This is a genomic window from Brevundimonas vancanneytii (assembly GCF_901421975.1).
Taxonomy (GTDB): domain Bacteria; phylum Pseudomonadota; class Alphaproteobacteria; order Caulobacterales; family Caulobacteraceae; genus Brevundimonas; species Brevundimonas diminuta.
Genome location: NZ_LR588407.1, coordinates 2,646,254 through 2,669,967 on the forward strand (window position 1 = coordinate 2,646,254; position 23,714 = coordinate 2,669,967).

Here is a 23,714-nt window from a genome sequence, read left to right on the forward strand (position 1 = left end):
GACCGCCATGCGCACCCTTTTCGCCTCCGCCGCCCTGATGGTCCTGCTGACCGCCTGCACCGTGTCGACGGAAGCGGCGCCGGAGCGAGCCGAGGTCGCGGGCGCCGTCTGCGACGTGCCGGACGATGTGCGCCCCGCCCGCCCCTATCGCATTCCGCAGGACGAGGTGGCGGCCGACGTGCCGGTCGCCTTCAACATGCTGGCGGTCAGTTGGTCGCCCCAGGCGTGCCGCAGCGGCAAGGACTATCCCGACGAACGCTATCAGTGCGCGGCCAATCAGTTCGGCCTGACCCTTCACGGGTTATGGCCCAACGGCGCCGCTGACAAACACCCGCGCTATTGCGCCGCGCCCGGCCCGGCCATCCCGGTCGAGACGGTGCGCGAGCATTTCTGCATGATCCCCTCGCCCAGCCTGCAACAGCACGAATGGGCGGCGCACGGCACCTGCGGCTGGGACAGCCCCGAGGCCTATTTCGAGCAGGCGGCGAAGATGTGGGACGGGCTGAACAAGCCCGATCTGGAGGCCATCCCCGTCCAGCGCCTGACCGCCGGGGCGATCCGCGACGCCTTCGTCGCCGCCAATCCGGGCTTCCCGCGCGACGGGGTGTTCATCGCCACCACTGACGGCTGGTTCCGCGAGGCGCGGCTCTGCTACTCCAAGGACTATCGGCCGATGCGCTGCCCGCGCGGCCTGGGCGCGCCGGATCGCGCGCGGCTGAAGCTGGCCCCGAAAGGGGTTCCGGACGGCGTGCAAACCGCCGGTTAACCAAAGCAGGCACAGGCTGCAGGGCTGCTGTTTCGCCCGAGGCCGTCATGTCGACCATGCTGACCCAGTCCCGCCGTCGTTCCAGCGACCATTTCCAGCCCGAGGACATGGAGCCGCAGGAGCAGCGCCGCCTGCGCGGCCTGCTGGAGCAGATCGACTACGCGGCCTATGTCGCCAACCGCGAACTGATCGGCCACGCCCTCGCCCAGGTGGATGTCGGCGCCTTTCAGAAGCTGGCCGTGCTGACGGCCCAGGCGCGGGCGCGCTGGGGCGCCGAGGCCGTGCGCCTGGCTGAATCCGGCGCCCCGGCCACCCCCGACCAGGTGGCCCGCCTGACCGCCGCCCGCACCGCCTATGACGAGCTGGCCGAGGCCTATGACGCGCTGCGCCGGATGGTGGAACGCGGTTACCTGCCGCTGAAATAGACGCCGGGCGTCAGTCTCGCCGCGAGATCAGTCCAGCTTCTGCGGCCGGGTGACGATCGGGGCGTTGGGATCGGTCTGGGCCGGGCGCGCCTGGGTCGGCGGCGGGCCTTCGGCCTGGGCCGGCGCATCCGGCTGGGACGCGGCGGGGGGAGCCACCACAACAACAGGCGGGGGCGGCGTCGTCGCCGGAGGCTGGGTCACGGGAGCCTGAGCCGCAGGCGACGGGACCGGCCGGGTCGGCGCAGGGGTCGAACGCGCAGGCGCGGGCGCCGCGGCGGCTCGCGTCGAAGGCGACGACGCGCGCGCGGCCAGCGCGGCGGCGAGCGGCGCCTCAACCGCGACCGGAGCGGGCTGCGGCGTCGGCGTTTCGAGCGGGACGGCGGGAGCCTCGACAGCGGGTTCCGTCACGACGACGGGCGGCGGCGCGGCGTCTTCCGCGCCCGAGCGGGCCCACAGCCAGACCGCCACGGGAACCAGGACCGCGGCGGCCGCCGCCCCGGCGTAGAGCGGCCAGCGCGAACGGGGCTTGGGCGCAGCGGACGTCACGGGCGCGGCGATCGTCTCGACCACCGGCGGCGCGGCGGGCTGGACGACGGGGGCCGGCGCCGCGGTCGGCGCGGCCGGAGCCGACGCGGCGAGCGTCGGGCTGGACGCGGCTTGCGACAGGGGGCGCGGCGTCAGCGAGGCGGCGGGCGTCGGAGCCGGCGCAGGCTGCGGGGCGGCCGGTTGCGGCGGGGTCTGTTGCAGAGCCGAGGCGGTCGGCGCGGGGCGACGACGCGGGACCATGGAGCCGCCGAACACGTCGGCGGGTCGGGCGGCGGGCGCGGCCGGGCGCGTGGCGGCGGGCTGGGCCGCCTGCGGGCGCGCGGGCGCGGGCTTCGGCTGCGCCGGTTTCGGGTGCGGCGGCATGGCGGCCAGACGCGCCAGACCCTCGTCGCGCGGCAGGGGGCCGACGTGGAAGGCGGCCTGGGGCGGGCGGCCCCAGGTGATCTGGCCCCGGCGGAAGGGCTCGGGGGCGCCCGGGGCGGGCTGCGTTTCAGGCGACTGGGGCTTGTCGTCGGCGTCGGACATTCGGTCTCCGGCGCTCACGGCGAGCGCGCATCAGGTCGAAAAGGCGTTAGAGGGGCAGGACGGTGAGCGCCGAGTTCGGCGCTTTCGTGACCTTCAGTTCTTCAGACGATAGCCGGTCTTGAAGATCCAGCCCACCACCGCCAGACAGGCGAAGAAGAAGCCCAGCGTGGCCGCAAGGCTGATTTCGACGCTGACGTCCCCCACGCCGTAGAAGGCCCAGCGGAAGCCCGAGATCAGATAGACGACCGGGTTGAAGAGGGCGACCGTGCGCCAGCCCTCGGGCAGCATCTCGATCGAATAGAAGGCGCCGCCCAGGAAGGTCAGGGGCGTGACGATCAGCATGGGCACGAACTGAAGCTGCTCGAAATTCTGCGCCCAGACCCCGATGATGAAGCCGAACAGGGCGAAGGTGGTCGAGATCAGGATCAGGAAGGCCAGCATCCAGAAGGGGTGCAGGATCTCGAGCGGCACGAAGAAGGCCGCCGTGGCCAGAATGATGAGGCCCAGGATCGCCGACTTGGTCGCCGCCGCCCCGACATAGGCCAGCACGATCTCCAGCGGCGACACGGGCGCGGACAGGATCTCGTAGATCGTCCCGGTGAACTTGGGGAAGTAGATGCCGAAGGAGGCGTTGAAGATCGACTGGGTGAACAGGCTGAGCATGATCAGTCCCGGCACGATGAAGGCGCCGTAGGGCACGCCGTCCACCTCGGTCATGCGGCTGCCGATGGCGCCGCCGAAGACGACGAAATAGAGCGAGGTGGTGATAACCGGCGTCACCAGCGACTGCCACAGGGTGCGTAAAGCCCGCGCCATCTCGAAGCGATAGATGGCCCAGACTCCGTATCCGTTGAAGCTCATCACGCGGCCTCCCGATCCTGATGGACCAGGCCGACGAAGATGTCCTCGAGCGAGCTCTGGCGGGTGCTGAGATCCTTGAAGCCGACGCCGAGATCCGACAGGCGGCGCATCAGGGAGGGGACGCCGGTCTTTTCGGCGTTGGAATCAAAGACGTATTCCAGTTCGGTCCCGTCGCCTTGCAGCGTGAGGTTCCAGTCGGCCAGTTCGGGCGGCAGGGCCGCCAGCGGCTCCTGAAGCTGAAGGGTCAGGGTCTTCTTGCCCAGCTTCTGCATCAGGTCGGCGGTCTTCTCGACCAGGATCAGTTCGCCCTTGAGGATGACGCCGACGCGGTCGGCCATCTCCTCGGCTTCCTCGATGTAGTGGGTGGTCAGGATGATGGTCACGCCGCGCTCGCGCAGGCGGCGCACCAGAGACCACATGTCCCGGCGCAGCTCGACGTCGACGCCCGCCGTGGGCTCATCGAGAAACAGGATTTCCGGTTCGTGGCTCAGGGCCTTGGCGATCATGACGCGGCGCTTCATCCCGCCGGACAGGGTCATGATCTTGGCGTCCTTCTTGTCCCACAGGGAAAGGTCGCGAAGGATCTGCTCGACATAGGCCGGGTTCGGCGCCTTGCCGAACAGGCCCCGGCTGAAGGTCACGGTGGCCCAGACGGTCTCGAAGGCGTCGGTCGTCAACTCCTGCGGCACCAGGCCGATCTTGGTGCGGGCGGCGCGGTAGTCGCTCTGAATATCGTGGCCGTCGGCGGTGATGGTTCCGCTGGACGGGGTGACGATGCCGCAGACGATGGAGATCATCGTCGTCTTGCCCGCCCCGTTCGGACCCAACAGGGCGAAGATCTCGCCCTTCTCGATCTCCAGATCGACGCGTTTCAGGGCCTGATGGCCGGACTTGTAGGTCTTGGTCAGACCTTCGATGGAAATGACGACTGGCATGGAGCCCCTCCCGGCTTCGGGGAAGGCAGATAAGGAGCGGCATGATGCGGCTCAAGGGGACGCCCGCCCTCTTCCAACGGGAAGGGGTTGCAGGAGCGATCCGCCCTGAAAGGCGTTATAGTCGAGGCCGAACCGCACAGGACGATCGCCATGTCCCCTCGCCGCCCCCTTCTTCTGGCCCTGCCCCTCGTCGCCCTGCTCGGTCTGGCGGCCTGCGAGACCGAAAGCGTGCTGCCGGAAACAGACGGTTTCGGCGCCGCGCCCAACCTGCCGGCGCCCCGGCCCCAAGCCGTGCCGACCGTGAAGATCGCCCGCGCCGTCGGCTGGCCGCAGGGACAGACGCCGGTTGCGGCGGCGGGCCTGGCGGTGAACGCCTTTGCGACGGGGCTGGATCATCCGCGCTGGCTCTACGTCCTGCCCAACGGCGACGTCCTGGTCGCCGAATCCCAGGGGCCCGCCAAGCCGAAGGAGAAGAAGGGGGGCCTGCGCGGCTGGATCGAAGGGCTGGTTATGGCGCGCGCGGGATCGGGCGACCGCCCCAGCGCCGACCGCATCAGCCTGCTGCGCGACGCCGACGGCGACGGGACGGCGGAGACGAAGACCGTCTTCCTGAGCGGCCTGACCTCGCCCTTCGGCATGGCCCTGGTCGGAGAGCGGCTGTACGTCGCCAACGCCCACGCCGTGGTCATGGTCCCCTATCAGACGGGCCGGACGCGCATCGACGCGACGCCGGTCAAGGTCGCGGACCTGCCCGCCGGACGCAATCATCACTGGACCAAGAGCCTGGTCGCCTCGGCGGACGGGACCAAGCTGTATGTCGGGGTCGGCTCCAACTCCAACATCGGCGAGAACGGGCTGGACGAGGAGGTCGACCGCGCCGCCATTCTGGAGATCGACGCGGCGACGGGCGCACGGCGCGTCTTCGCCTCGGGCTTGCGCAACCCGGTCGGCCTGGCCTGGAATCCGCAGGACGGGCGTTTGTGGACCTCCGTCAATGAGCGCGACGCCCTGGGCGACGATCTGGCGCCCGACTACATGACCTCGGTCACGCCCGGCGGATTCTACGGCTGGCCGTGGAGCTATTACGGCCAGAACGTCGACGAACGGGTGCAGCCCGCCCGGCCCGACATGGTCGCCAGGGCGATCAAGCCCGACTACGCCCTGGGGTCGCATACGGCCTCTCTGGGCCTGACCTTCTATACGGGGGCGCTGCTGCCCCAATGGGGCGACGGGGCGATCATCGGCCAGCACGGCTCGTGGAACCGCAACCCGCCCTCGGGCTACAAGGTCATCTTCGTGCCCTTCCGCGACGGGCGCCCGGACGGGCCGCCGCAGGACGTGCTGACCGGCTTCCGCAACGCAAGGGGCGAGGCCATGGGGCGGCCGGTCGGGGTGGCGGTAGACGGACGCGGCGCCCTGCTGGTCGCCGACGACGTGGGCGACGCGGTCTGGCGCGTGACGCCCGCCTCGCGATGAGATGCGGCGTCCGCCTGATCAGTCATGAGGGCGCGGGCCCGATTTCATCTGTAGACGATCCAGTGTGGAACCGCGGATCAGCGCCGGATCAGCTTGACCTAAGGTCGGCCTTCGACTTGACCCTACGTCATTGAAAAGGACGCGAAAGCTTGCCTTTTTGTCGAATGGCCCCGCCTGCGTCTCCACCGCCGGTTGACCCGCCGCCCCGCGCCGTCCATCAACCATGACAAAGGCAATCGGGAAGAGGCGGCGCACCCATGGGACTGGCGGCAAACATCCGGCGTGACATCAAGTTCGCTGGCGGGCTGTTCAGACTTCTGAAGCGCATCAAGCCCATCACGCTCGACAGCGACGTCCTGGCCTGTGACGACATCGAGGAGGCGGTCGACAGGTTCGGCCCCAACATCGCGGTCGAGGACGAGAGCCGCAAGCTGACCTATCGCGAGTTCGAGGCCCTGGCGAACCGCTACGCCAACTGGGCCAAGAGCCGCAATCTGAAGCGCAGCGACGTCATCGCCCTGGTGATGCACAACCGCGTGGAATACGTGGCCGCCTGGTTCGGCTTCTCCAAGGTCGGGGTGGCCACCGCCCTGATCAACAACAATCTGACCGGCGCGGCCCTGGCCCACTGCCTGACCATCTCGACCGCCTTCAACGTGGTGACGGACGAGGACTGCTGGCAGGCGGTCGAGGACGCGCGCGGCCTGGTCGACCGCAACCTGATGATCTGGGTCCACGGCCTGGGCGAAGAGAACGAGACCAACGCGCGCCGCGACCTGGACAACGCCGTGCGCAGCGCATCGTCCGTGCGGCCCGACCGTTCGCTGCGTCAGGGCATGACCAACCGCGACACGGCCCTGTACATCTTCACCTCGGGCACGACCGGCCTGCCCAAGGCGGCGCGGATGCCGCACTCGCGGGTGCGGACCTATATGCGCGCCTTCGCCGGAGCCACGGCCTCGACGCCGAAAGACGCCCTGTTCAACGTCCTGCCGCTGTATCACTCGACCGGGGGGCTGGTCGGCGTCGGCTCGGTGCTGCTGAACGGCGGGCGGATGATCACGCGGCGGCGTTTCTCGGCCACGCATTTCTGGCCCGACGTGAAGACGACTGGCGCGACCATGTTCGTCTACATCGGCGAACTGTGCCGCTATCTGATCAACAGCCCCGAAAACCCGGACGAGAAGGGCCACAAGCTGCGACTGGCCTTCGGCAACGGCCTGCGCCCCGACGTCTGGCCCGAGTTCCAGAGCCGCTTCGGCATCAAGGACATTCTTGAGTTCTACGGCTCGACCGAGGGCAACGTCTCCCTGTTCAACTTCGACGGCAAGGCCGGGGCCATCGGCCGCGTGCCGGGCTTCCTGAAGTCGCAGATCAACATCCGCCTGATCGACCTGGACCCGGAGACGGGCGAGCCGGTGCGCGGCCCCGACGGCCTGTGCCGCCTGGTGCCGACCGGCGAGACGGGCGAGGCCATCGGCCAGATCGGCAGCGACATCCGCCACGACTTCTCGGGCTACGCCGACAAGAAGGCGTCGGAGAAGAAGATCCTGACCGACGTGTTCAAGAAGGGCGACCGCTGGTTCCGCACCGGCGACCTGATGCGCCAGGACCGTCAGGGCTACCTCTATTTCATGGACCGTCTGGGCGACACCTTCCGCTGGAAGGGCGAGAACGTCTCGACCGCCGAGGTCGAACAGCGCCTGTCCGAGGCGCCGGGCGTGCAGGAAGTCATCGCCTATGGCGTCGAGGTGCCGGGCCAGGAAGGCAAGGCGGGCATGGTCGGCCTGGTGCTGGACGAGAAGTTCGACGCCGCCGCCTTCGCCGCCTGGGCCGACGAGCAACTGCCGACCTACGCCCGGCCGGTGTTCGTGCGGATGCTGAAGTCGGCCGACACCACCGGCACCTTCAAATACCGCAAGGTCGATCTGGTCGCCGACGGCTTCGACCCGGACAAGGTCGACGGCCCCGTCTGGGTGCGCGGCGGCAAGGCTGGTTATCAGAAGCTGACCGCCAAGGCGCGCGAGGCGATCCTGAGCGGCGCGACGCGGCTGTAAGAATTTGCGGCCCTCACCTGTTGGGAGAGGGTCTTGGTGCGTTTTCGTCCCGAACCGGGATTCGCGAAACGCGGCCTTAAGCATTAACGCCGATAACGGCGTCCTGACCCTTCGGCTCCAGGACGCCTGCTCGCCTCATGTTCCAGATCATCGGCATCGTCATGCTGTTCGCCATGGTGTTCGGCAGCTTCCTGCTGCACGGCGGCAAGATGGCGACGATCCTCTATTCGCTGCCCTATGAGCTCATGGCCATCTTCGGAGCGGGCATCGCGGCCTTCCTGATCTCCAACAGCCTGCCGGTGATCAAGGCCACCCTGGGCGGCCTGGGCAAGTGCTTCGCCGGGCCGAAGTGGAAGAAGCAGGACTACAAGGATCTGCTCAGCCTGCTGTTCCAGCTGACCAAGACGATGAAGTCCAAGGGCGTGATCGCCCTGGAAAGCCACATCGAAAAGCCGGCCGAAAGCGCCATCTTCCAGAAATATCCCAAGGTGCTGAAGGACCACTTCGCCACCGACTTCATCTGCGACACCCTGCGGATGATGACCATGAACCTCGAGGATCCGCACCAGATCGAGGACGCCATGGAGAAGCAGCTGGAGAAGCACCACCACGAGGCCCTGGCCCCGGCGCACGCGCTTCAGACCCTGGCCGACGGCCTGCCCGCCCTGGGCATCGTCGCCGCCGTGCTGGGCATCATCAAGACCATGGGTTCGATCACTGAGCCGCCGGAAGTGCTGGGCGGCATGATCGGCGGCGCCCTGGTCGGCACCTTCCTGGGCGTCTTCCTGGCCTATGGTCTGGTCGGGCCGTTCGCCTCGCGCCTCAACGCCATCGTCGAAGAGGAAGGCGCCTACTACAAGATCATCCAGTCGGTGCTGGTGGCCCACCTGCACGGCAACGCGGCCCAGATCTCGGTCGAGATCGGCCGCGGCGACATCCCCTCGACCGCGCAGCCGTCCTTCACCGAAATGGAAGAAGCCCTGGCCGCCGCGCCGATGGACGCCTGACGCCCTTCGGCGATCTTCGGAACACGGAGCGTTCACGACGGTTCTCTCAGGATCACGGCCGCGTGCGCGGCCCTACGCCTGGAGCTGTCCCATGCCTGTGCGTCTCACCCGCCGTCCCGCTCATTTCGCAGCCGCGCTCGGCGGCCTGTCGATTCTGATGCTGACCGCCGCCTGCAACGAGCGGGCGCCCGAACGACCCGCCCCCCTGGCCGACCCCGCGCCCGCGGCCGCCGCGCCTCCGGTCAGTCCCGCGCCTGCGCCCGATTCGACGGGAACGGCGACCCCGCCGCCAGGCGACGCGATCCCCGTCCCCACGCCCCCGACCCTGCCGCCCGATCCGAACGAGCCGACTCCGCCCGACCCCATGGACCCGACGGCGCCGCGTCCCGTTCCCCCGGACAACCCTTGAATTTCAGGGCTGAATCCGGCCTGCCTCAAGTTGTCTTCACGAACGCGTGAGAAATCGCTTGCACTCCCGCTCACGAAGCCGTTATCACTTCCTCAGCGAGGTTCATGGTCTCGCTTTTACCTTCTGAAGGAAGAAACCTATGCGCATCACCGCTCTGATCGCCGCTTCGGCCGCCGCTCTGGCCCTGGCTGCTTGCCAACCGGCCGCCACGGACAAGGCTGAAGACGCCGCCGCCGACGCCACCGCCGCCGCCGACACCGCTGCCGACGCCGCTGCTACGGCTGACGCCGCCGCCACCGACGCCGCCGCCGCCGCTGGCGAAGCTGCCGGCGAAGCCACCAAGGCTGCCGACGCCGCTGCTGCTCCGGCCGCTGACGCCGCTGCCGCTCCGGCCGCTGCTCCGGCTGCTCCGGCTGCCGCTCACTAAGACTTGCGTCTTGGATCGCGGTCTTCGGATCGCGATGCGGAAAGGGGTCGTCCTCACGGACGGCCCCTTTTTCATGCCCGCTTTCCAGGCAGGGCGGCTTTCGTCCGGCGGCGCGGCCCGATAGACCCCCGCCATGACCGCCGCACCGCCCTCCGACGACGCCTCGCCCCAACTGCTGTGGGCCGACGACGGCTCGCCCCGTTCCGGGCGATTCGGCGATGTCTATTTCTCCAAGGACGACGGCCTGGCCGAGACCCGAGCGGTCTTCCTGCAGGGCTGCGGCCTGCCCGAGGCCTGGTCCGGGCGATCCGCCTTCACCGTCGGCGAGCTGGGCTTCGGCACCGGGCTGAACATCGTCGCCCTGCTGGACCTGTGGCGGCGCACGCGCGCGGACGGGGCGCGGCTTAAGGTCTTCTCCATCGAAGGTTTCCCGCTGACGCGCGATGAGGCCGCGCGCGCCCTGGCCGCCTGGCCCGAGCTGGCCGAGACGGCCGCCGGGGTGCTGAACGCCTGGCCCGCCGGGACGCCCGGCTTTCATCGGCTGGACCTGCCGCAGTGGGGGGCGACGATCGACCTGGCCGTCGGCGACGCCCGTTGGGCGCTGGACCAATGGTCGGGAGCGGCCGACGCCTGGTTCCTGGACGGGTTCTCGCCCGCGCTGAACCCCAGCATGTGGTCGCCCGAGATTCTGGCCCTCGTAGCGGCGCGCTCCAGCCCCGGCGCGCGGCTGGCCACCTTCACCGTCGCCGGAGCCGTGCGGCGCGGCCTGGCCGAGTACGGCTTCACCGTCGAGAAGAAGCCCGGCCACGGCAGGAAGCGCGAACGGCTGGAGGCGCGCATGGCGGGCGAGGCGCCGACGGAGCGCCCCCGCCATGTCGCCGTGATCGGCGCCGGGATCGCCGGGGCCGCCGTCGCCCGCGCCCTGATCGCCGAGGGCGCGCGCGTCACGGTCGTCGAGGCCGAGCGGGCGGGCGCGGGGGCCTCGGGCTTTCCCGCGTCGCTGGTCACGCCGAGGCTGGATGCCGGCGACGCCTTCATCGCCGGGTTCCACGCTCAAGCGCTGGAGCGAGCGGGAAGCCTGTACCGCGCCCTGCCCGGCGCCGTCGTCGCCGAAGGGGTGCTGCAACTGGAGCAGGCGCCGCGCGACGCCGCCCGCTTCGACAAGATCGCGGTCCAGCCCCTGTGGCCCGAGGGCGCCATGCAGCGGCTGGCCCCCGCCGCCTGCGCCGAGCGCCTGGGCGAACCCACGACGCGCGGCGGTCTGATGATGGGCCAGGCCCTGGCGACGCGCTCCAGCGCCATACTGGAGCCGTGGCTGGCGGGCGCCGAACGGGCGGCGGGACGCGCGGCCGCGCTGGAGGCGACGACAGACGGCTGGCGCGTGAAGGGCGAGGACGGCGACGTGCTGGTCGAGGCGGACGCCGTGATGCTGGCGGCGGGCTGGGGATCGGCGCGGCTCATGCCCGACCTGCCGTTGTCGCCGGTGGCGGGACAGGCGGACTGGATCGAAGGGACGCCGCCCCCTCTGCCCGTCGCCTGGGGCGGCTACGCCGCGCCGACCGGAAACGGGATGCTGTACGGCGCCACCCACGACCGGGGCGTGAAGACGCCCGAGGCCTCCGATGCGGCCAGCGCCCGCAACCAGGCGACCCTGGCCGCCGCCCTGCCCGCCCTCGCCGAGGCCGTGGACCAGACCCCCGCCGAGGCGCGCGGCCGCCGGGTCGCCGTGCGGGCCACGACGCCCGACCGCCTGCCGCTGTGCGGCGCCTGGGGCGAAACGGGCCTGTATGTCCTGACGGGGCTGGGCTCGCGCGGCTTCTGCGTCGCCCCGCTGCTGGGCGAGCATCTGGCGGCGCTGATCATGGGACGCCCTTCGCCCCTGCCCGTCGAGGCGATACGGCGGCTGAACCCGCGCCGCCATCAGCCGCAACCGACGGCGCCGTCGGACATTGACCGCAAAGGTTCATCTTCAGGCGCTATCTGAGCCAGGGCGAGCCGCCGCCTGGGCTCGAAATTTCATGGAGCACGCCATGTTCGTCCGCCTCGCCTATACCGCAGCCGCTGTGTTCGCCCTGACGGCCTGCGCGCCTGTGTCAAAGCCCGCAGACGGAACGACGACCGCCGCCGCAAACGCACGCAAATGCTTCTTCCAGAGGGATGTGCGCAGCTTCCGCGTCTCGGCGGACGGGCGGAAGGTCTATGTGCGCGAACTGGACAAGACGATCTATCGGCTTGATGTGGCGGGATCCTGCCCCGAGTTGCGCGACGCCCTGGCCATCGGCTTCGCGCCGATGGGAGGAACCAGCAGCCTTTGCACCGGCGACTACACCCGCCTAGTCGCGGGCGGCTCGCCTTCGGCCATGCCGTGCAGCGTGCGCATGGCCGGCGCCCTGACCGACGCTGAGGTCGCCGCCCTGCCCGAACGCGACCGGCCCTGAACCACGCTCGCGTCGGTTGCAGATTACATCGCAGTAATTGCGGATGAGTCGTTTGAGCGCGGATCGCCGAACGGGTAAACAGCGTTGCTATGCCCGCGACGCCGGACAGAAGGTTGGCGCGCGCCTGACTGTACGCTCAACCTCCCAGGATATCCGCACGTGGCGATCTCTCGACGCTTTCCGGCCCGGCTGAACGTCAGCCTGGCTCTCGCCTTGGCTTCAAGTCTGACCCTGGCCGCCTGCGGCGGACACGGGGACGAAAAGGACAAGAAGGACGGCGCCTCGCGCCAGACCGTCAGCGCGACGACGGCGACCTCGGTCGCCCTGCCTCGCACCGTGGTCGCCTCGGGCACCGTCTCGGCCTGGGAAGAGGTGCCGGTCGGCGCCGAAACCGGCGGACTGACGGCGACGACCCTCTATGTCGACGAAGGCTCCTATGTCCGTCAGGGCCAGCCGCTGGTGCAGATGAACGACGTCCTGCTACGCGCCCAGGTGCGCCAGCAGCAGGCGGCGGTGCAGACGGCCGAGGCCAACGTCGCCCGCGACGACGCCGCCCTGGGCCGTGCGCAGGAGCTAAAGACGCGCGGCTTCCTGAGCCAGGCGTCGCTGGACACGGCCCTGGCCAATCAGCGGGCCTCGGCGGCCAATCTGGCCTCGGCCCAGGCCGCCCTGGCCGAGACCCAGACTCGCCTGTCCCAGGCCACCATCCGCGCGCCGGTCAGCGGCCTGATCATCAGCCGCAGCGTCACCAAGGGCCAGATCATCAGCGCCGGAACCGAACTGTTCCGCATGGTGCGCGACGGCCGTCTAGAGCTGGACGCCCAGGTGCCGGAGACCGAATTGCCGTTGATCCAGGCCGGTCAGAGCGCGGCCGTCACCTCCAGCCAGGCCGGTTCGACCACCGGCACGGTCCGCATCGTGACGCCCGAAGTCGATCCGCAGACCCGCCTCGGCCTGGCGCGCATCAGCCTGGCGCCCGGCAGCGCGCTGAAACCCGGCATGTTCGCCCGCGCCGCCATCGAGGCGGGCGCCCGACCGGCGACCGTGGTGCCGACGGACGCGGTCCTTTACCGCAGCAACAAGTCAGGGGTGTTCGTGCTGAACGCCGACTCCTCGGTGCGCTTCGTGCCGGTGACGGTGCTGTCGCGGCGTGACGACCAGACCTCGGTCGAGGGGCTGAACGCGGGCGTCCGCGTCGTGGTGGCCGGCGCCGGCTTCCTGAACGACGGCGACAAGGTGACAGTGGCCGCGCCGCGCGCCGCTGCGCCCGCAGCGGCTCCGGCCGCCGCCCCCGCCGCCCAAGCGCCCGCCAAGAAATAAGGCCCGGCCATGAATCAGCTTTCCGCCTGGGCGATCAAGAACCCCATCCCCATCATCCTGCTGTTCCTGCTGCTGACGCTGGGCGGCGTGACCGGCTTCGCCGGGATGCGGATCAACAACAACCCCGACATCGACTTCCCCCTGGTCGCGGTCACGGCCGCGCGCCCCGGCGCCGCCCCGACCGAGATGGAGGTGCAGGTCACGCGCGTGATCGAGGATTCGATCGCCGGCCTGTCCGGCGTGCGCCACATCTATTCCAACGTTTCGGACGGGGTGTCCTCGACCACCATCGAGTTCGAACTGGGCACCGACACCGAGCGCGCCACCAACGACGTCCGCAACGCCATGAGCGGGGTGCGCGCCAGCCTGCCCCAGGACATGCAGGAGCCGACGGTCCAACGCATCGACATCACCGGCGACGCCCTGATCACCTATGTCGTGCGCTCGGAAACGATGACGCCCCGAACAGATCAGCTGGTTCATCGACAATGAGATGAGCCGCGCCCTGCTGGCGCTGGGCGGCGTCGGCGAGGTCAACCGCTCCGGCGGAGTGGACCGCGAGATCCGCGTCGAACTGGATCCGCAGCGGCTCAGCGCCTACGGCGTGACGGCGGCCCAGGTCAGCCAGGCCCTGACCAACGTCAACAACAACCTGCCGGGCGGGCGCGTCACCATCGCCGGGTCCGAACGCGCCGTGCGCACCCTGGGCGCCGCCGGTTCGGTCGAGCAGTTGCGCGAGACCCTGGTGCCTGTCGGCGACGGCAAGAACGTGCGCCTGGGCGACCTGGGCGCGGTGGTCGACAAGTGGAGCGAACCGCGCCGCCTGGCTCGCTACAACGGCCAGGAGGCCGTGACCTTCAACTTCCTGCGCTCGCGCGAGGCCAGCGAGGTCAAGGTCTCGGAAAAGGTCCGCGCCGAGGTCGAGAAGATCGACGAGGCCCATCCCGAACTGACCATCGAACAGGTCACCTCGAGCGTGAAGTACATTGAGGAATCCTACCTCGCCTCGCTGGAGGCGTTGATCCTGGGCGCGGTTCTGGCGGTCATCGTGGTGTGGATCTTCCTGCGCGACTGGCGGGCGACCCTGATCGCGGCGACGGCCATGCCGATGTCGCTGATCCCAACCTTCGCCATCCTGGGGCCGATGGACCAGTCGCTGAACGTGGTGACGCTGCTGGCCCTGTCGCTGACGATCGGCATCCTGGTCGACGACGCCATCGTGGAGATCGAGAACATCGTCCGCCACATGCGCGACGGCAAGCCGCCCTATGACGCCGCCTTCGAGGCCGCCGACGAGATCGGCCTGGCCGTCGTGGCGACGACCGGCACCATCATCGCCGTGTTCGCGCCCGTGGGCTTCATGCCCGGCATCATCGGCCAGTTCTTCAAGGCCTTCGCCCTGGCCGCCTGCATCAGCGTCTTCTTCTCTCTGGTGGTGGCGCGTCTGCTGACGCCGCTGATGGCGGCCTACATGCTCAAGCACACCCACCATGAGGACAAGGATCCCTTCTGGATGGGGGGCTATCTGCGCTCGCTGAAGTGGTGCCTGCGCCACCGCTGGATCGTCTTCATCATGGGCGGCGCCTTCCTGTTCGGCTCCATCGGCCTGTCGATCGCGGCCAAGATGTCGTTCGAGTTCATGTCGCCCGCCGACGAGGGCCGTGCGGCCTTCCAGATCGAACTGCCGCCCGGCTCCACCCTGCATCAGACCGATGTCGTGGTGCAGCAGGTGACGCAGAAGCTGAACGCCCGGCCCGAGGTCACCTCGGTCTACGCCGCCATCGGCGGGCAGTCGGTGAACCAGGCCAATGTCTACGCCGACATGGTGCCCAAGGGTAAGCGCGAGCTGAGCCAACAGGCCTTCGCCCGCGTCATGGTCGATGAGATGAAGCAGATCCCCGGCGCCCGCATCCGCGCCGGCATCGCCCAGCAGGGCGGCGGACCGGGCGACGGCACCAGCTACACCTTCTCCATCCTGGGCGACGATCCCGTCGTGCTGGAAGCCGCGGCCCGCAAGGTCGAGGAAGAGATGCGCGGGGTGCCGGGCCTGGCCAATATCGTCAACACCGCCGCCATCGCCCGGCCGGAAATCCTGGTCACGCCGCGCCCGGATGAGGCGGCGCTGCTGGGCGTCTCGGCGGGGGCCATCTCCCAGGCCGTGCGCGTCGCCACCATCGGCGACATCGACCAGAACCTGCCGAAGTACAATCTGGGCGACCGGCAGATCCCCATTCGCCTGCAGCTGACTGAGGCCGCGCGCGAGGATCTGAACGTGCTGGAGACGCTGCGCGTGCCGACCGCCTCAGGGGCCGCCGTGCCGCTGAGCGCCGTGGCCGACATCGAGTTCGGCGCCGGTCCGGCCACGGTCAGCCGTCAGGACCGCTCGCGCATCGCCTCCATCTCGGCCGAGCTGGACGGCATCACCACCGGCGCGGCGGGCCAGGCGGTCAACAAGCTGCCCTCGGTGAAGAACCTGCCGACGGGCGTGCGTCAGGTGCCCGCCGGGGACGCCGAGTTCATCCAGGAGATGCTGGTGGGCTTCGGCATCGCCTTCCTGTCGGGCATTCTGCTGATGTACGCCGTGCTGACCCTGCTGTTCAAAAGCTTCGCCTACCCGGTCACCATCATGGCGGCCCTGCCCCTGGCCATCGGGGGCGCCTTCATCGCCCTGGTGATCGCGGGCAAGAGCTTCTCCATGTCGGCCCTGATCGGGGTGCTGATGCTGATGGGGATCGCGGCCAAGAACTCCATCCTGCTGGTCGACTACATCATCATGGCCGAGAAGAGCGGGTTGAGCCGTTTCGCCGCCATCATGGACGCCGCCCACAAGCGGGCGCGGCCGATCCTGATGACCACCTTCGCCATGGGGGCGGGCATGGTGCCCATCGCCATCGGCTGGGGCGCCGACGTGGAGTTCCGCTCGCCCATGGCCGTGGCCGTGGTCGGGGGGTTGATTTCCTCGACCTTCCTGTCGCTGCTCTACATCCCGGCGGTGTTCACCATCATCGACGACATCGCCGGCTTCGGGCGGCGCATGCTGAACCGGATGTTCGCCGGGCAGCGGAGACTGGCGGGGGAAAACCACACCCCGGCGGAGTGAGGCGGCCGCCCTGCGGTTGAATGAGGAAAAGCCCCCGGTCATGCGGCCGGGGGCTTTTTCGTATGGGGGTCGCGTTCGATAGCCGCTCATCCAGCGGACGCCGGGATCCCGTCAGACCGTCGCCGACCCTGCCTGATTATGGAGACGTTCTGAGGCCAAAACACTGGCCCCCGGCGTCCGCCGGGGTGAGCGGGATTGGGCCCTCCGTCCCACGCGGTCCCGCCAAAAGCAAAGGGCGGGCCGGATTGCTCCGCCCCGCCCTCAGACTCTCAGACGCCCTGCTGGATCAGTAGCGGACGCGCAGGGTCATGCCGTAGGTGCGCGGCTGGCCCATGAAGGCGTTGTAGGTCTGGGTGTCGCCGGCCGGGTTATAGTAGGTGCCGTTCGGCTGGACCGTGGTCTGGAAGGCCGAGCCCTGCAGCGGGGCGTTGATGGCCACCTGCATATACTCTTCGTCCGTCAGGTTCTGGCCCCAGATATCCAGCGCCCAGTTCTCGTCTTCCGCGCCCAGGGTGATGCGGCCGTTCAGCAGGGTCATGGCGTCCTGCATCTTGTAGGGCAGCAGGTCGGAGCCGGTGTTGAACTCGGTCGAGTATTTTGCCGACAGGTTCATACCCAGCTTCAGCCCCGCGCCGATCGAACGGTCGAAGGCCACGGAGGCCGTCGCCGACCATTCCGGCGCGAACGAGGCGCGGGCGCCCGGCAGCAGGGACAGCTGCGGGAAGTTGGCCGGGTTGGTCAGGTCCGAAGCGACGAAGTTCCCATATTTGGTGTCCGCGTAGGTCACGCCGCCCGAGAAGGACAGGCCCTCGACCGGGGTGAACCAGACGAAGTCGGCGTCGACGCCCTCGGTCGTGACCTCGGGGATGGACTCGACCACGAAGGCCGTGCCCAGGAAGGTGTTGAGCTGGAAGTCCTCGAACTTCTGATTGAAGTAGGTGAGGTTCAGCAGCACCGAGCGGTTGAACAGGGTGTTCTTCAGCCCGATTTCATAGCTGTTGACCGTCTCGGACGGGAAGTAGAGCGACGAGGTCGGCGTCACGCCCGCCTGCACCCGATCCATGTTGTAGCCGAACGACTTGTAGCCGTGGGCGTAGGAGGCGTAGCCCATGACGCTGTCGTTGAAGCGATAGCTACCCTTGATCGTACCCGAGAACTCGCCGCCGTTGTTCGATTCCGAAATGCGGCGATTGTCGAACTGGGGGTTGGCCCAGGGCAGGCAGATGGTGCCGACCAGGGTCGAGGCCAGGGCCTGGATCTGGGCGGGCGTCAGCGTGGGGTTCGCGATGCCGATGGCGCCGCCGATGGCGCCGGCGTTGCCCAGGGCGCCGCCGCAAGCCGCGCCGTTCGTGCCCACATTGTCCTGAACGCCGATCAAACGCTTGTGGTCGTTCGAGTAACGCAGACCCAGGGTGACGTCGAACTTGTCGGTCAGCTTCACCGTGTTGTTGGTGAAGAAGGCGATGGATTCGGTGCGCTGGCTGTAGTGGTCCTTCACGCCCTGTCCGACGCCGAAGCCCGGCCCGGTCGGAGCGGTCGCCCCGGTCAGGCAACCGACGATGCCCATCGGCGTGGCGCCAGCCCCGGTCACGCAGTTCACGGCGGCCGGATTGGTCAGGTTCAGCCGCGACCCCAGCAGCAGCGACATATAGGGGGTGTAGCCCGCGCCGTACCAATAGCTGTCTTCACGGGCGATGCTTTCGCGCGTGAGGAAGGCGCCGACCAGCCAGTCCAGGCGGTCGGTGGCGCCCGCCAGGCGGAACTCCTGGGTCAGGTTCTCCAGCTCGAAGCCGTAGCCGCCGTCGTCCACGCGATAGAGCAGGTCGGCGGTGGTGTAGTCGAGGTCCATGCCGTTGACGCCCGACCAGTTCCGCCAGGAGCTGAGCGAGGTGAAGGTGGCGTTCCACGACGGGATGTCGATGTTGGCCTCGGCGGAGAGGCCCATGTCCTCCATTTCCTGCCCGGTGCCGCGGTTGGCGTAGGCCTTGCGCGAGAAAGGCAGCTTGCCGAAGCCCGGCGCGGGCGGCGTCTGCTGGCCGCCGATGGCCGTGATGATGCCGTAGGTCGGGCCGGTGCGGACCTGGGTCGAGACGCAGCAGTATTCGTCGCGCTTGGAGTAGTCGGCGATCAGGCGGATCGACACGTCGTCCGAAGGCAGGATCAGCAGTTGGCCGCGCGCGGTCCAGAAGTCCTGGTTCTGGTCGTCCTGCTCCTGACGCGGGCCGGGGCCGGTGACGACGTCGTAGAAGCCGTCACGCTGACGCTTGGCCACATAGAGGCGGCCGGCGATCTGATCGGTGATCGGGCCGGTGATCGACCCGGCCAGGCCCCAGGCGTTGAAGTTGCCGTAGGTGGCCTCGGCGCTGAAGCCCGGCGTGAAGGACGGCGCCTCGGTGATGATGTTGATGACGCCGGCCGAGGTGTTCTTGCCGAACAGGGTGCCCTGCGGCCCCTTCAGCACCTCGATGCGGCTCAGCTCGCCCAGATCGCCGAAGCCGACGCCGTTGCGCGAGCGGTAGACGCCGTCGATGACCACGCCGACCGAGCTCTCCAGGCCGGGGTTGTCGCCGACGGTGCCGACGCCGCGGATGCGGGCGGTGGTGGCGGTTTCCGACTGGGTCGAGGTGACGGTCATGCCCGGCGTCAGGATCTGCAGATCCTTGATGTCGCGGACCCCGGCGCCGTCCAGCGCCTCCTGCGACAGGGTCGTCACCACGATCGGCACGTCCTGCAGACTCTGTTCGCGCTTCTGGGCGGTAACGATGATGTCGTCGACCGTGGTCGGTCCGTCCTGAGCGGCGGCGGCGCCGACAAGACCGAAGGCTGCGACGCCGACGACGGCGACCGAAGCGGTGCAGCGGAGGATGTGGTTCAAACGCATAAGGCGGCTCCCCGACTCTATGGGCCCGACCGCATTCGCGGCCGTGCGCGATTCCTGTCCCTGATGACCCGCGCTCATTGAACGACGCGAATTCTCATTCAAAAGGGGTAGTCTATGGTCGAGTCACCGACAAGGAGAGGCCACTTGGAGAACGATAATTTCACTCAAGCCCGCCTCACCTGTGGCGATAAAGAGACAAATATACTGACGTTAGGTCAATGTTATCGTCGTTCAGGTAGCCGAAGCGACTGATTTCGCATCGCGTCTTTTCTTTCGCCCGGCCTCGGCGAGCGCCAGAATCGTCGCCGCCATGACGGCCGACAGCAGCGACCCGCCGATGACGCCCAGCTTGACCTCGATCTGCTCGGGCGAGTCCACCGCGCCGGGGAAGGCCAGGACGCCGATGAACAGGCTCATGGTGAAACCGATGCCGCACAGCAGGCTGACGCCGTAAAGCTGCATCCAGCCCGCGCCCGACGGCTTGTCGCCCAGGCCCAGCTTCACCGCCAGCCAGGCGACGCCGAAGACGCCGATCTGCTTGCCGATGAAGAGGCCCAGCGCGATGGCGATGACCAGCGGGGCGAAGGCCTGCTCCAGCGACAGGCCGGCGAAGGAGACGCCCGCCTTGGCGAAGGCGAACAGGGGCAGGACCAGATAGGCCACATAGGGGTGCAGGTCGTGCATGGCGTCCTTGAGCGGGCTCTGCGAGGTCTCGCGACGCGGGTCGACCGGCACGATCAGGGCGAAGGCCACGGCGGTCAGGGAGGTCGACAGCCCCGACTGCACCGTCAGGTACCAGACGGCGCCGAAGCCCAGCACCCAGAAGGCGGCCGCCATGCGGCGACGCCCCAGGACGGCGAAGACGGCGATGACGCCCAGCGCCGCCAGCAGCGGAACCCACTGCACCCCCTGGCTGAACAGAATGGCGATCAGGGCGATGGCGCCCAGGTCGTCGACGATGGCCAGGGTCAAGAGGAAGACGCGCAGGGAGGACGGCAGATTGCGCCCGACCACGGCGAAGACGGCCAGGGCGAAGGCGATGTCGGTGGCCAGGGGAATGGGCCACCCCTGCGTCGGCCCGCCCAGCGCCCCGACCACGCCCAGGTAGACCAGGCCCGGAATCGCCATGCCGCCCAGGGCGGCCAGGATGGGCAGGGCCAACTTCTTGGGATTGCTCAGTTCGCCCTTGAGGATCTCGTATTTGATCTCCAGGCCGACGACGAGGAAGAAGATCGCCATCAGACCTTCCTTGATCCAGTCGGAGACCGTCTCTTCGAGCCGCAGCGGGCCGATCTGGACGGTGTGGACGCTCTTGAGCCAGGCGAAATAGTCGGCCGACAGGGGCGAGTTGGCGACGATCAGGGCGGCGACGGCGGCGAGGCCCAGGACGGCCCCGGAACCGGCCTCGGTCTTGAGAAAGGCGAGCGTGAATTTTCTGGCCACGAAGGTCTCCGAAACAATGAGATGGTCTGTCGTGGCGTCAGGTTATCGACGGACGCCGGACCGGATTCGCGCGCAGGGCGGCGCCGGCCTGGCCTCGGGATCGGTTCACGCGAGACCTGATGTCTGCGGGAGAAAATACGGATCGGCGACGAAGGTTCAAGCCTGATCGGCCAGATCGGGCTCGCAGTTGCGAAATGCGCGGCGAAGGCGCATCTGCCGCCCATGCCCGTCTCCCCCGCCTATCGCCCCGAACCCCGCTTCTTCGACCTGGGCGCCGACTATGGCGACCCCGTGCAGGCGGCCGATTTCCCGCAGACGATCCTGCGCCTGCGCAACGACCGCGCGGCGGCGCAGGTCGGGCTGGAGACGCTGAGCGACGCCGAATGGATCGCCCATTTCGGCCGGTTCGAGCCCCTGCCCGGCCAGCCCGCCCCCGTGGCCATGCGCTATCACGGCCATCAGTTCCGCATTTACAACCCTGACATCGGCGACGGACGCGGCTTCCTGGCGGCGCAGATGCGGGAAGTCCCTCAAGGCGATAAGGACGTCAGCCTCCCTCAAGCAGCCTCCCTCCGCGAGGGAAGCGGCGCTCAAGCAGCGAGCGACCGCGTCGCGAGCGATAGCGCTCTTCCAGGTCGCCTCCTCGACCTTGGAACCAAAGGCTCGGGCCAGACGCCGTGGTCGCGTCATGCGGACGGGCGGCTGACGCTGAAGGGCGGCGCGCGCGAGGCGCTGGCGGCGGCCATGCTGGACAGCCTGGGCGTGCCGACGTGCCGCATCCTGTCGCTGATCGAGACGGGCGAAGACCTTGAGCGGCATGACGAGCCGTCGCCGACACGATCGGCCGTCATGGTGCGGCTGTCGCACAGCCACATCCGGTTCGGGACGTTCCAGCGCGCCGCATACTATGGGCGCAAGGATCAGATCGAGACGCTGATGGAGCACGCCCGCAGCCTGTATCATCCGGCGGTCGCGCCGGGCGACGCGGCGGGCTTTCTGGCGGCGGTGGTCGAGGCCTCGGCGGCGCTGACGGCCAAGTGGATCGCGGCGGGCTTCGTCCACGGGGTGCTGAACACCGACAATCTGAACGTCACGGGCGAGAGCTTCGACTACGGCCCGTGGCGCTTCCTGCCGCACTATGAGCCGGGCTTCACCGCCGCCTATTTCGACCAGAACGGCCTCTACGCCTTCGCGCGCCAGCCCGAGGCGGTGTTCTGGAACCTGACCCAGCTGGCGGGCTGCCTGAAGCTGATCGCCGAACCCGAACCGCTGGCGGCGGCGCTGAACGCCTTCGGCCCGGCCTACATCCGCCACCTGCGGACGGCCTTCCTGAACCGGCTGGGCGTGCAGAGCCTAGGCGAGGCGGCGGACCAGCGGCTGCTGGATGCGACCCTGGCGTTGGCGCGCGAGAAGAAGGAGGCCCTGCGCTGGGAGCCGATCTTCTTCGACTGGTTCGGCGGGTTCAGCTCGGCGGCGCGGGCGCTGGGCGGGGTGCGCGGCAAGACCTATCAGGGCGAGACCTTCGACGCCTTCCGCTTCGCCCTGATGGAGCATGAGCCCGACCGGCCCGAGCGGCTGGAGCATCCGATGTTCGCCGCCGCCGAACCGGAAGAGATGCTGATCGACGAAGTCGAAGCCCTGTGGAGCGCCATCGACGCGGCCGACGACTGGGCGCCGCTGCAGGCCAAGCTGGCCCGACTGGAGACGGCGAAGGCGGCCTGGCGTCTTTGACGCCTCGCCATCCCCGCGCAGGCGGGAATGAGCGAATACTGTGAAGTCGCGCCCTTAAGTCATCAATTGATGTCATCGAGCGTTGACTCGAAATCCGCCCGGGCGTAGAGGCGGATGATCCCGGCTGGGTTACGAGGAATTGTGGTTTCGGCCCTGCTGTCGCCACGTCGTTCTCCGACCGTGATCACAGATTGTTTCAGCCGCTTGCAAATCGGAACCCTGCAACTGACCTTGTGTCTGTTGCGAATTAACGGTTACGGCCATGACGACGACCACCTTGACCAATCATCAGGCGCGCGCCCGCGCCGACTACCTGAACATCGCGCTTTGGACCTTCCAGGGCTGGATCGCCATGTTCTTCATCGCCGCCGGCTACGCCAAGCTGTCCGAACCGATGGAGAATCTGATCGTCCTGATGCAGTGGCCCGCAGCGGCCGGCGAGGCCTTCGTGCGCGGTCTGGGCGTCGCCGAGATCATCCTGGCCGCCATGGTTCTGGCGCCGCTGGTCTCGTGGCGGTTCGGCCGCCCCCTGCTTCTGACCGCAGCGGCGGGCCTGCTGATCCTGGAGAGCATCGCCCTGGGCGTGCACGCCTTCGGCCTGGACCTGGGCCTGAGCCTGACCAACGTCTTCCTCATCGCCATCACGGCGCCGGTGCTGTGGCTGCGTCGCCGCTGAGCCGCCGCATCGCTTAAAGGTTTTGCGGGTCCGCTTCTCCCTCCCCCCCCCTGAGGGCCCGCAAATACAGAGGCCGCGACCCGTCCCCGGTCGCGGCCTTTTCTTTTGTCCGCCGACGCCCTCTCGCCCGCTCGTTCACAACTTCGTAGCCCGGCGCGCGAAAAGCTTCCCTTTACGTCCGCGTCAAGTTATGAAGTCGTCATGCCGATTGCTGACGAACATCGCACCTATTCCATCCGGCAGCTGTGCCGCGAGTTCGGCGCGACCGCGCGCGCGCTGCGCTTCTATGAAGACAAGGGCCTGCTGACGCCGTCGCGCAAAGGGCAGACGCGGGTCTACGGCCCGCGCGACCGCGCCCGGCTGAAGCTGATCATGCGCGGACGGCGCATCGGCTTCACCCTGGTCGAGATCCAGGAGATGCTGGATCTGTATGACCAGAAGGACCACAACGTCCATCAGATGGCCATCGCCCTGCCGCGCCATCGCGCCCGCATCCAGGCGCTGAAGCAGCAGCTCGAGGACATCGAAGGCGCCATCGAGACGGCCGAGGCCGCCTGCGCCTGGATGGAGTCCAAGCTGTCGGAACACCGTCCCGATCTTCTGCCGGGCGCAGAGGCCTACGCCAGCCTGCTGAGCGAACGCCTCAACGACCCCGACGACCACTTCCAGACCTTCAAAGCGAGAGCGTGAT

General features: G+C 68.6%; 18 protein-coding genes and 1 pseudogene. 14 read left to right on the forward strand and 5 right to left on the reverse strand.

The genetic code is table 11. The features are described 5' to 3' along the window. The first annotated feature begins 7 nt into the window (after positions 1–7). Positions 8–766: a ribonuclease T2 family protein gene (locus FGL25_RS13150; RefSeq protein WP_167493353.1), complete on the forward strand. Its 759-nt coding sequence runs from the start codon at positions 8–10 to the stop codon at positions 764–766. Between the two features lie 47 nt (positions 767–813). Then, the gene (locus tag FGL25_RS13155) at positions 814–1,191 is read left to right on the forward strand and encodes a hypothetical protein (protein WP_046651837.1); all 378 of its coding nucleotides are present in this window, start codon (positions 814–816) and stop codon (positions 1,189–1,191) included. Positions 1,192–1,218: 27 nt separating this feature from the next. Here the strand turns inward: FGL25_RS13155 and FGL25_RS16895 are convergent, their stop codons facing one another. The 3 genes from FGL25_RS16895 to FGL25_RS13170 all read right to left on the reverse strand — a co-directional run bounded on the left by FGL25_RS16895 (position 1,219) and on the right by FGL25_RS13170 (position 4,058). Continuing rightward, positions 1,219–2,262, reverse strand: a complete 1,044-nt coding sequence (locus tag FGL25_RS16895) for a hypothetical protein (protein ID WP_167493354.1) — start codon at positions 2,260–2,262, stop codon at positions 1,219–1,221. A 93-nt stretch (positions 2,263–2,355) separates the two neighbouring features. Continuing rightward, positions 2,356–3,123, reverse strand: coding sequence for an ABC transporter permease (locus FGL25_RS13165; RefSeq protein ID WP_003163885.1), 768 nt, complete (start codon positions 3,121–3,123; stop codon positions 2,356–2,358). Next, positions 3,123–4,058 carry an ABC transporter ATP-binding protein gene (locus FGL25_RS13170; RefSeq protein ID WP_003163886.1) on the reverse strand — a complete coding sequence of 312 codons (936 nt, stop codon included), beginning with the start codon at positions 4,056–4,058 and terminating at the stop codon, positions 3,123–3,125. The genes FGL25_RS13165 and FGL25_RS13170 overlap by 1 nt, the downstream gene beginning before the upstream one ends. Before the next feature lie 150 nt (positions 4,059–4,208). Here FGL25_RS13170 and FGL25_RS13175 point away from each other — a divergent pair, with 150 nt between their 5' ends. The 9 genes and pseudogenes from FGL25_RS13175 (at position 4,209) to FGL25_RS13215 (ending at position 16,292) form a co-directional block, all read left to right on the forward strand. Further along, positions 4,209–5,534: a PQQ-dependent sugar dehydrogenase gene (locus FGL25_RS13175; RefSeq protein WP_138141939.1), complete on the forward strand. Its 1,326-nt coding sequence runs from the start codon at positions 4,209–4,211 to the stop codon at positions 5,532–5,534. Between the two features lie 257 nt (positions 5,535–5,791). Next, the gene (locus tag FGL25_RS13180; RefSeq protein WP_138141940.1) at positions 5,792–7,591 is read left to right on the forward strand and encodes a long-chain-acyl-CoA synthetase; all 1,800 of its coding nucleotides are present in this window, start codon (positions 5,792–5,794) and stop codon (positions 7,589–7,591) included. Positions 7,592–7,728: 137 nt separating this feature from the next. Then, positions 7,729–8,598 carry a flagellar motor stator protein MotA gene (motA, locus tag FGL25_RS13185; RefSeq protein WP_003163893.1) on the forward strand — a complete coding sequence of 290 codons (870 nt, stop codon included), beginning with the start codon at positions 7,729–7,731 and terminating at the stop codon, positions 8,596–8,598. Positions 8,599–8,689: 91 nt separating this feature from the next. Next, on the forward strand, positions 8,690–9,007 hold the full coding sequence (locus FGL25_RS13190; protein ID WP_003163894.1) for a hypothetical protein: 318 nt from the start codon (positions 8,690–8,692) through the stop codon (positions 9,005–9,007). A gap of 139 nt (positions 9,008–9,146) precedes the next feature. After that, on the forward strand, positions 9,147–9,434 hold the full coding sequence (locus FGL25_RS13195; RefSeq protein WP_052747950.1) for a hypothetical protein: 288 nt from the start codon (positions 9,147–9,149) through the stop codon (positions 9,432–9,434). 133 nt (positions 9,435–9,567) lie between these two features. Beyond that, on the forward strand, positions 9,568–11,418 hold the full coding sequence (gene mnmC, locus FGL25_RS13200; protein ID WP_138141941.1) for an FAD-dependent 5-carboxymethylaminomethyl-2-thiouridine(34) oxidoreductase MnmC: 1,851 nt from the start codon (positions 9,568–9,570) through the stop codon (positions 11,416–11,418). Between the two features lie 46 nt (positions 11,419–11,464). Further along, entirely contained in the window at positions 11,465–11,872 is a 408-nt protein-coding gene (locus tag FGL25_RS13205; RefSeq protein ID WP_138141942.1) for a DUF6491 family protein, read from the forward strand. 159 nt (positions 11,873–12,031) lie between these two features. Next, a complete protein-coding gene (locus FGL25_RS13210) occupies positions 12,032–13,192 on the forward strand; it encodes an efflux RND transporter periplasmic adaptor subunit (RefSeq protein WP_252970183.1) in 1,161 nt (386 codons plus the stop codon). Positions 13,193–13,201: 9 nt separating this feature from the next. Beyond that, a pseudogene (locus tag FGL25_RS13215) lies at positions 13,202–16,292 on the forward strand (efflux RND transporter permease subunit). 286 nt (positions 16,293–16,578) lie between these two features. On the opposite strand, the gene FGL25_RS13220 reads toward FGL25_RS13215, so the two are convergent. Continuing rightward, on the reverse strand, positions 16,579–19,173 hold the full coding sequence (locus tag FGL25_RS13220; RefSeq protein WP_138141943.1) for a TonB-dependent receptor: 2,595 nt from the start codon (positions 19,171–19,173) through the stop codon (positions 16,579–16,581). Positions 19,174–19,404: 231 nt separating this feature from the next. Further along, on the reverse strand, positions 19,405–20,616 hold the full coding sequence (gene nhaA / locus FGL25_RS13225) for a Na+/H+ antiporter NhaA (RefSeq protein ID WP_128719493.1): 1,212 nt from the start codon (positions 20,614–20,616) through the stop codon (positions 19,405–19,407). A gap of 222 nt (positions 20,617–20,838) precedes the next feature. On the opposite strand from nhaA, the gene FGL25_RS13230 reads away from it, so the two are divergent. The 3 genes from FGL25_RS13230 to FGL25_RS13240 all read left to right on the forward strand — a co-directional run bounded on the left by FGL25_RS13230 (position 20,839) and on the right by FGL25_RS13240 (position 23,713). Then, a complete protein-coding gene (locus FGL25_RS13230; RefSeq protein ID WP_138141944.1) occupies positions 20,839–22,347 on the forward strand; it encodes a protein adenylyltransferase SelO family protein in 1,509 nt (502 codons plus the stop codon). Between the two features lie 262 nt (positions 22,348–22,609). Next, a complete protein-coding gene (locus FGL25_RS13235; RefSeq protein WP_138141945.1) occupies positions 22,610–23,023 on the forward strand; it encodes a DoxX family protein in 414 nt (137 codons plus the stop codon). Between the two features lie 201 nt (positions 23,024–23,224). Further along, complete coding sequence (locus FGL25_RS13240; RefSeq protein WP_138141946.1) at positions 23,225–23,713, forward strand: MerR family transcriptional regulator; 489 nt, start codon at positions 23,225–23,227, stop codon at positions 23,711–23,713. Position 23,714 lies beyond the last annotated feature (1 nt).

Bases quoted from the DNA above. Each gene is read 5' to 3' on its own strand.
- FGL25_RS13150 (WP_167493353.1), top strand. From the start codon at position 8: ATGCGCACCCTTTTCGCCTCCGCCGCCCTGATGGTCCTGCTGACCGCC.
- FGL25_RS13155 (WP_046651837.1), top strand. From the start codon at position 814: ATGTCGACCATGCTGACCCAGTCCCGCCGTCGTTCCAGCGACCATTTC.
- FGL25_RS16895 (WP_167493354.1), bottom strand. From the start codon at position 2,262: ATGTCCGACGCCGACGACAAGCCCCAGTCGCCTGAAACGCAGCCCGCC.
- FGL25_RS13165 (WP_003163885.1), bottom strand. From the start codon at position 3,123: ATGAGCTTCAACGGATACGGAGTCTGGGCCATCTATCGCTTCGAGATG.
- FGL25_RS13170 (WP_003163886.1), bottom strand. From the start codon at position 4,058: ATGCCAGTCGTCATTTCCATCGAAGGTCTGACCAAGACCTACAAGTCC.
- FGL25_RS13175 (WP_138141939.1), top strand. From the start codon at position 4,209: ATGTCCCCTCGCCGCCCCCTTCTTCTGGCCCTGCCCCTCGTCGCCCTG.
- FGL25_RS13180 (WP_138141940.1), top strand. From the start codon at position 5,792: ATGGGACTGGCGGCAAACATCCGGCGTGACATCAAGTTCGCTGGCGGG.
- motA (WP_003163893.1), top strand. From the start codon at position 7,729: ATGTTCCAGATCATCGGCATCGTCATGCTGTTCGCCATGGTGTTCGGC.
- FGL25_RS13190 (WP_003163894.1), top strand. From the start codon at position 8,690: ATGCCTGTGCGTCTCACCCGCCGTCCCGCTCATTTCGCAGCCGCGCTC.
- FGL25_RS13195 (WP_052747950.1), top strand. From the start codon at position 9,147: ATGCGCATCACCGCTCTGATCGCCGCTTCGGCCGCCGCTCTGGCCCTG.
- mnmC (WP_138141941.1), top strand. From the start codon at position 9,568: ATGACCGCCGCACCGCCCTCCGACGACGCCTCGCCCCAACTGCTGTGG.
- FGL25_RS13205 (WP_138141942.1), top strand. From the start codon at position 11,465: ATGTTCGTCCGCCTCGCCTATACCGCAGCCGCTGTGTTCGCCCTGACG.
- FGL25_RS13220 (WP_138141943.1), bottom strand. From the start codon at position 19,173: ATGCGTTTGAACCACATCCTCCGCTGCACCGCTTCGGTCGCCGTCGTC.
- FGL25_RS13230 (WP_138141944.1), top strand. From the start codon at position 20,839: ATGCCCGTCTCCCCCGCCTATCGCCCCGAACCCCGCTTCTTCGACCTG.
- FGL25_RS13235 (WP_138141945.1), top strand. From the start codon at position 22,610: ATGACGACGACCACCTTGACCAATCATCAGGCGCGCGCCCGCGCCGAC.
- FGL25_RS13240 (WP_138141946.1), top strand. From the start codon at position 23,225: ATGCCGATTGCTGACGAACATCGCACCTATTCCATCCGGCAGCTGTGC.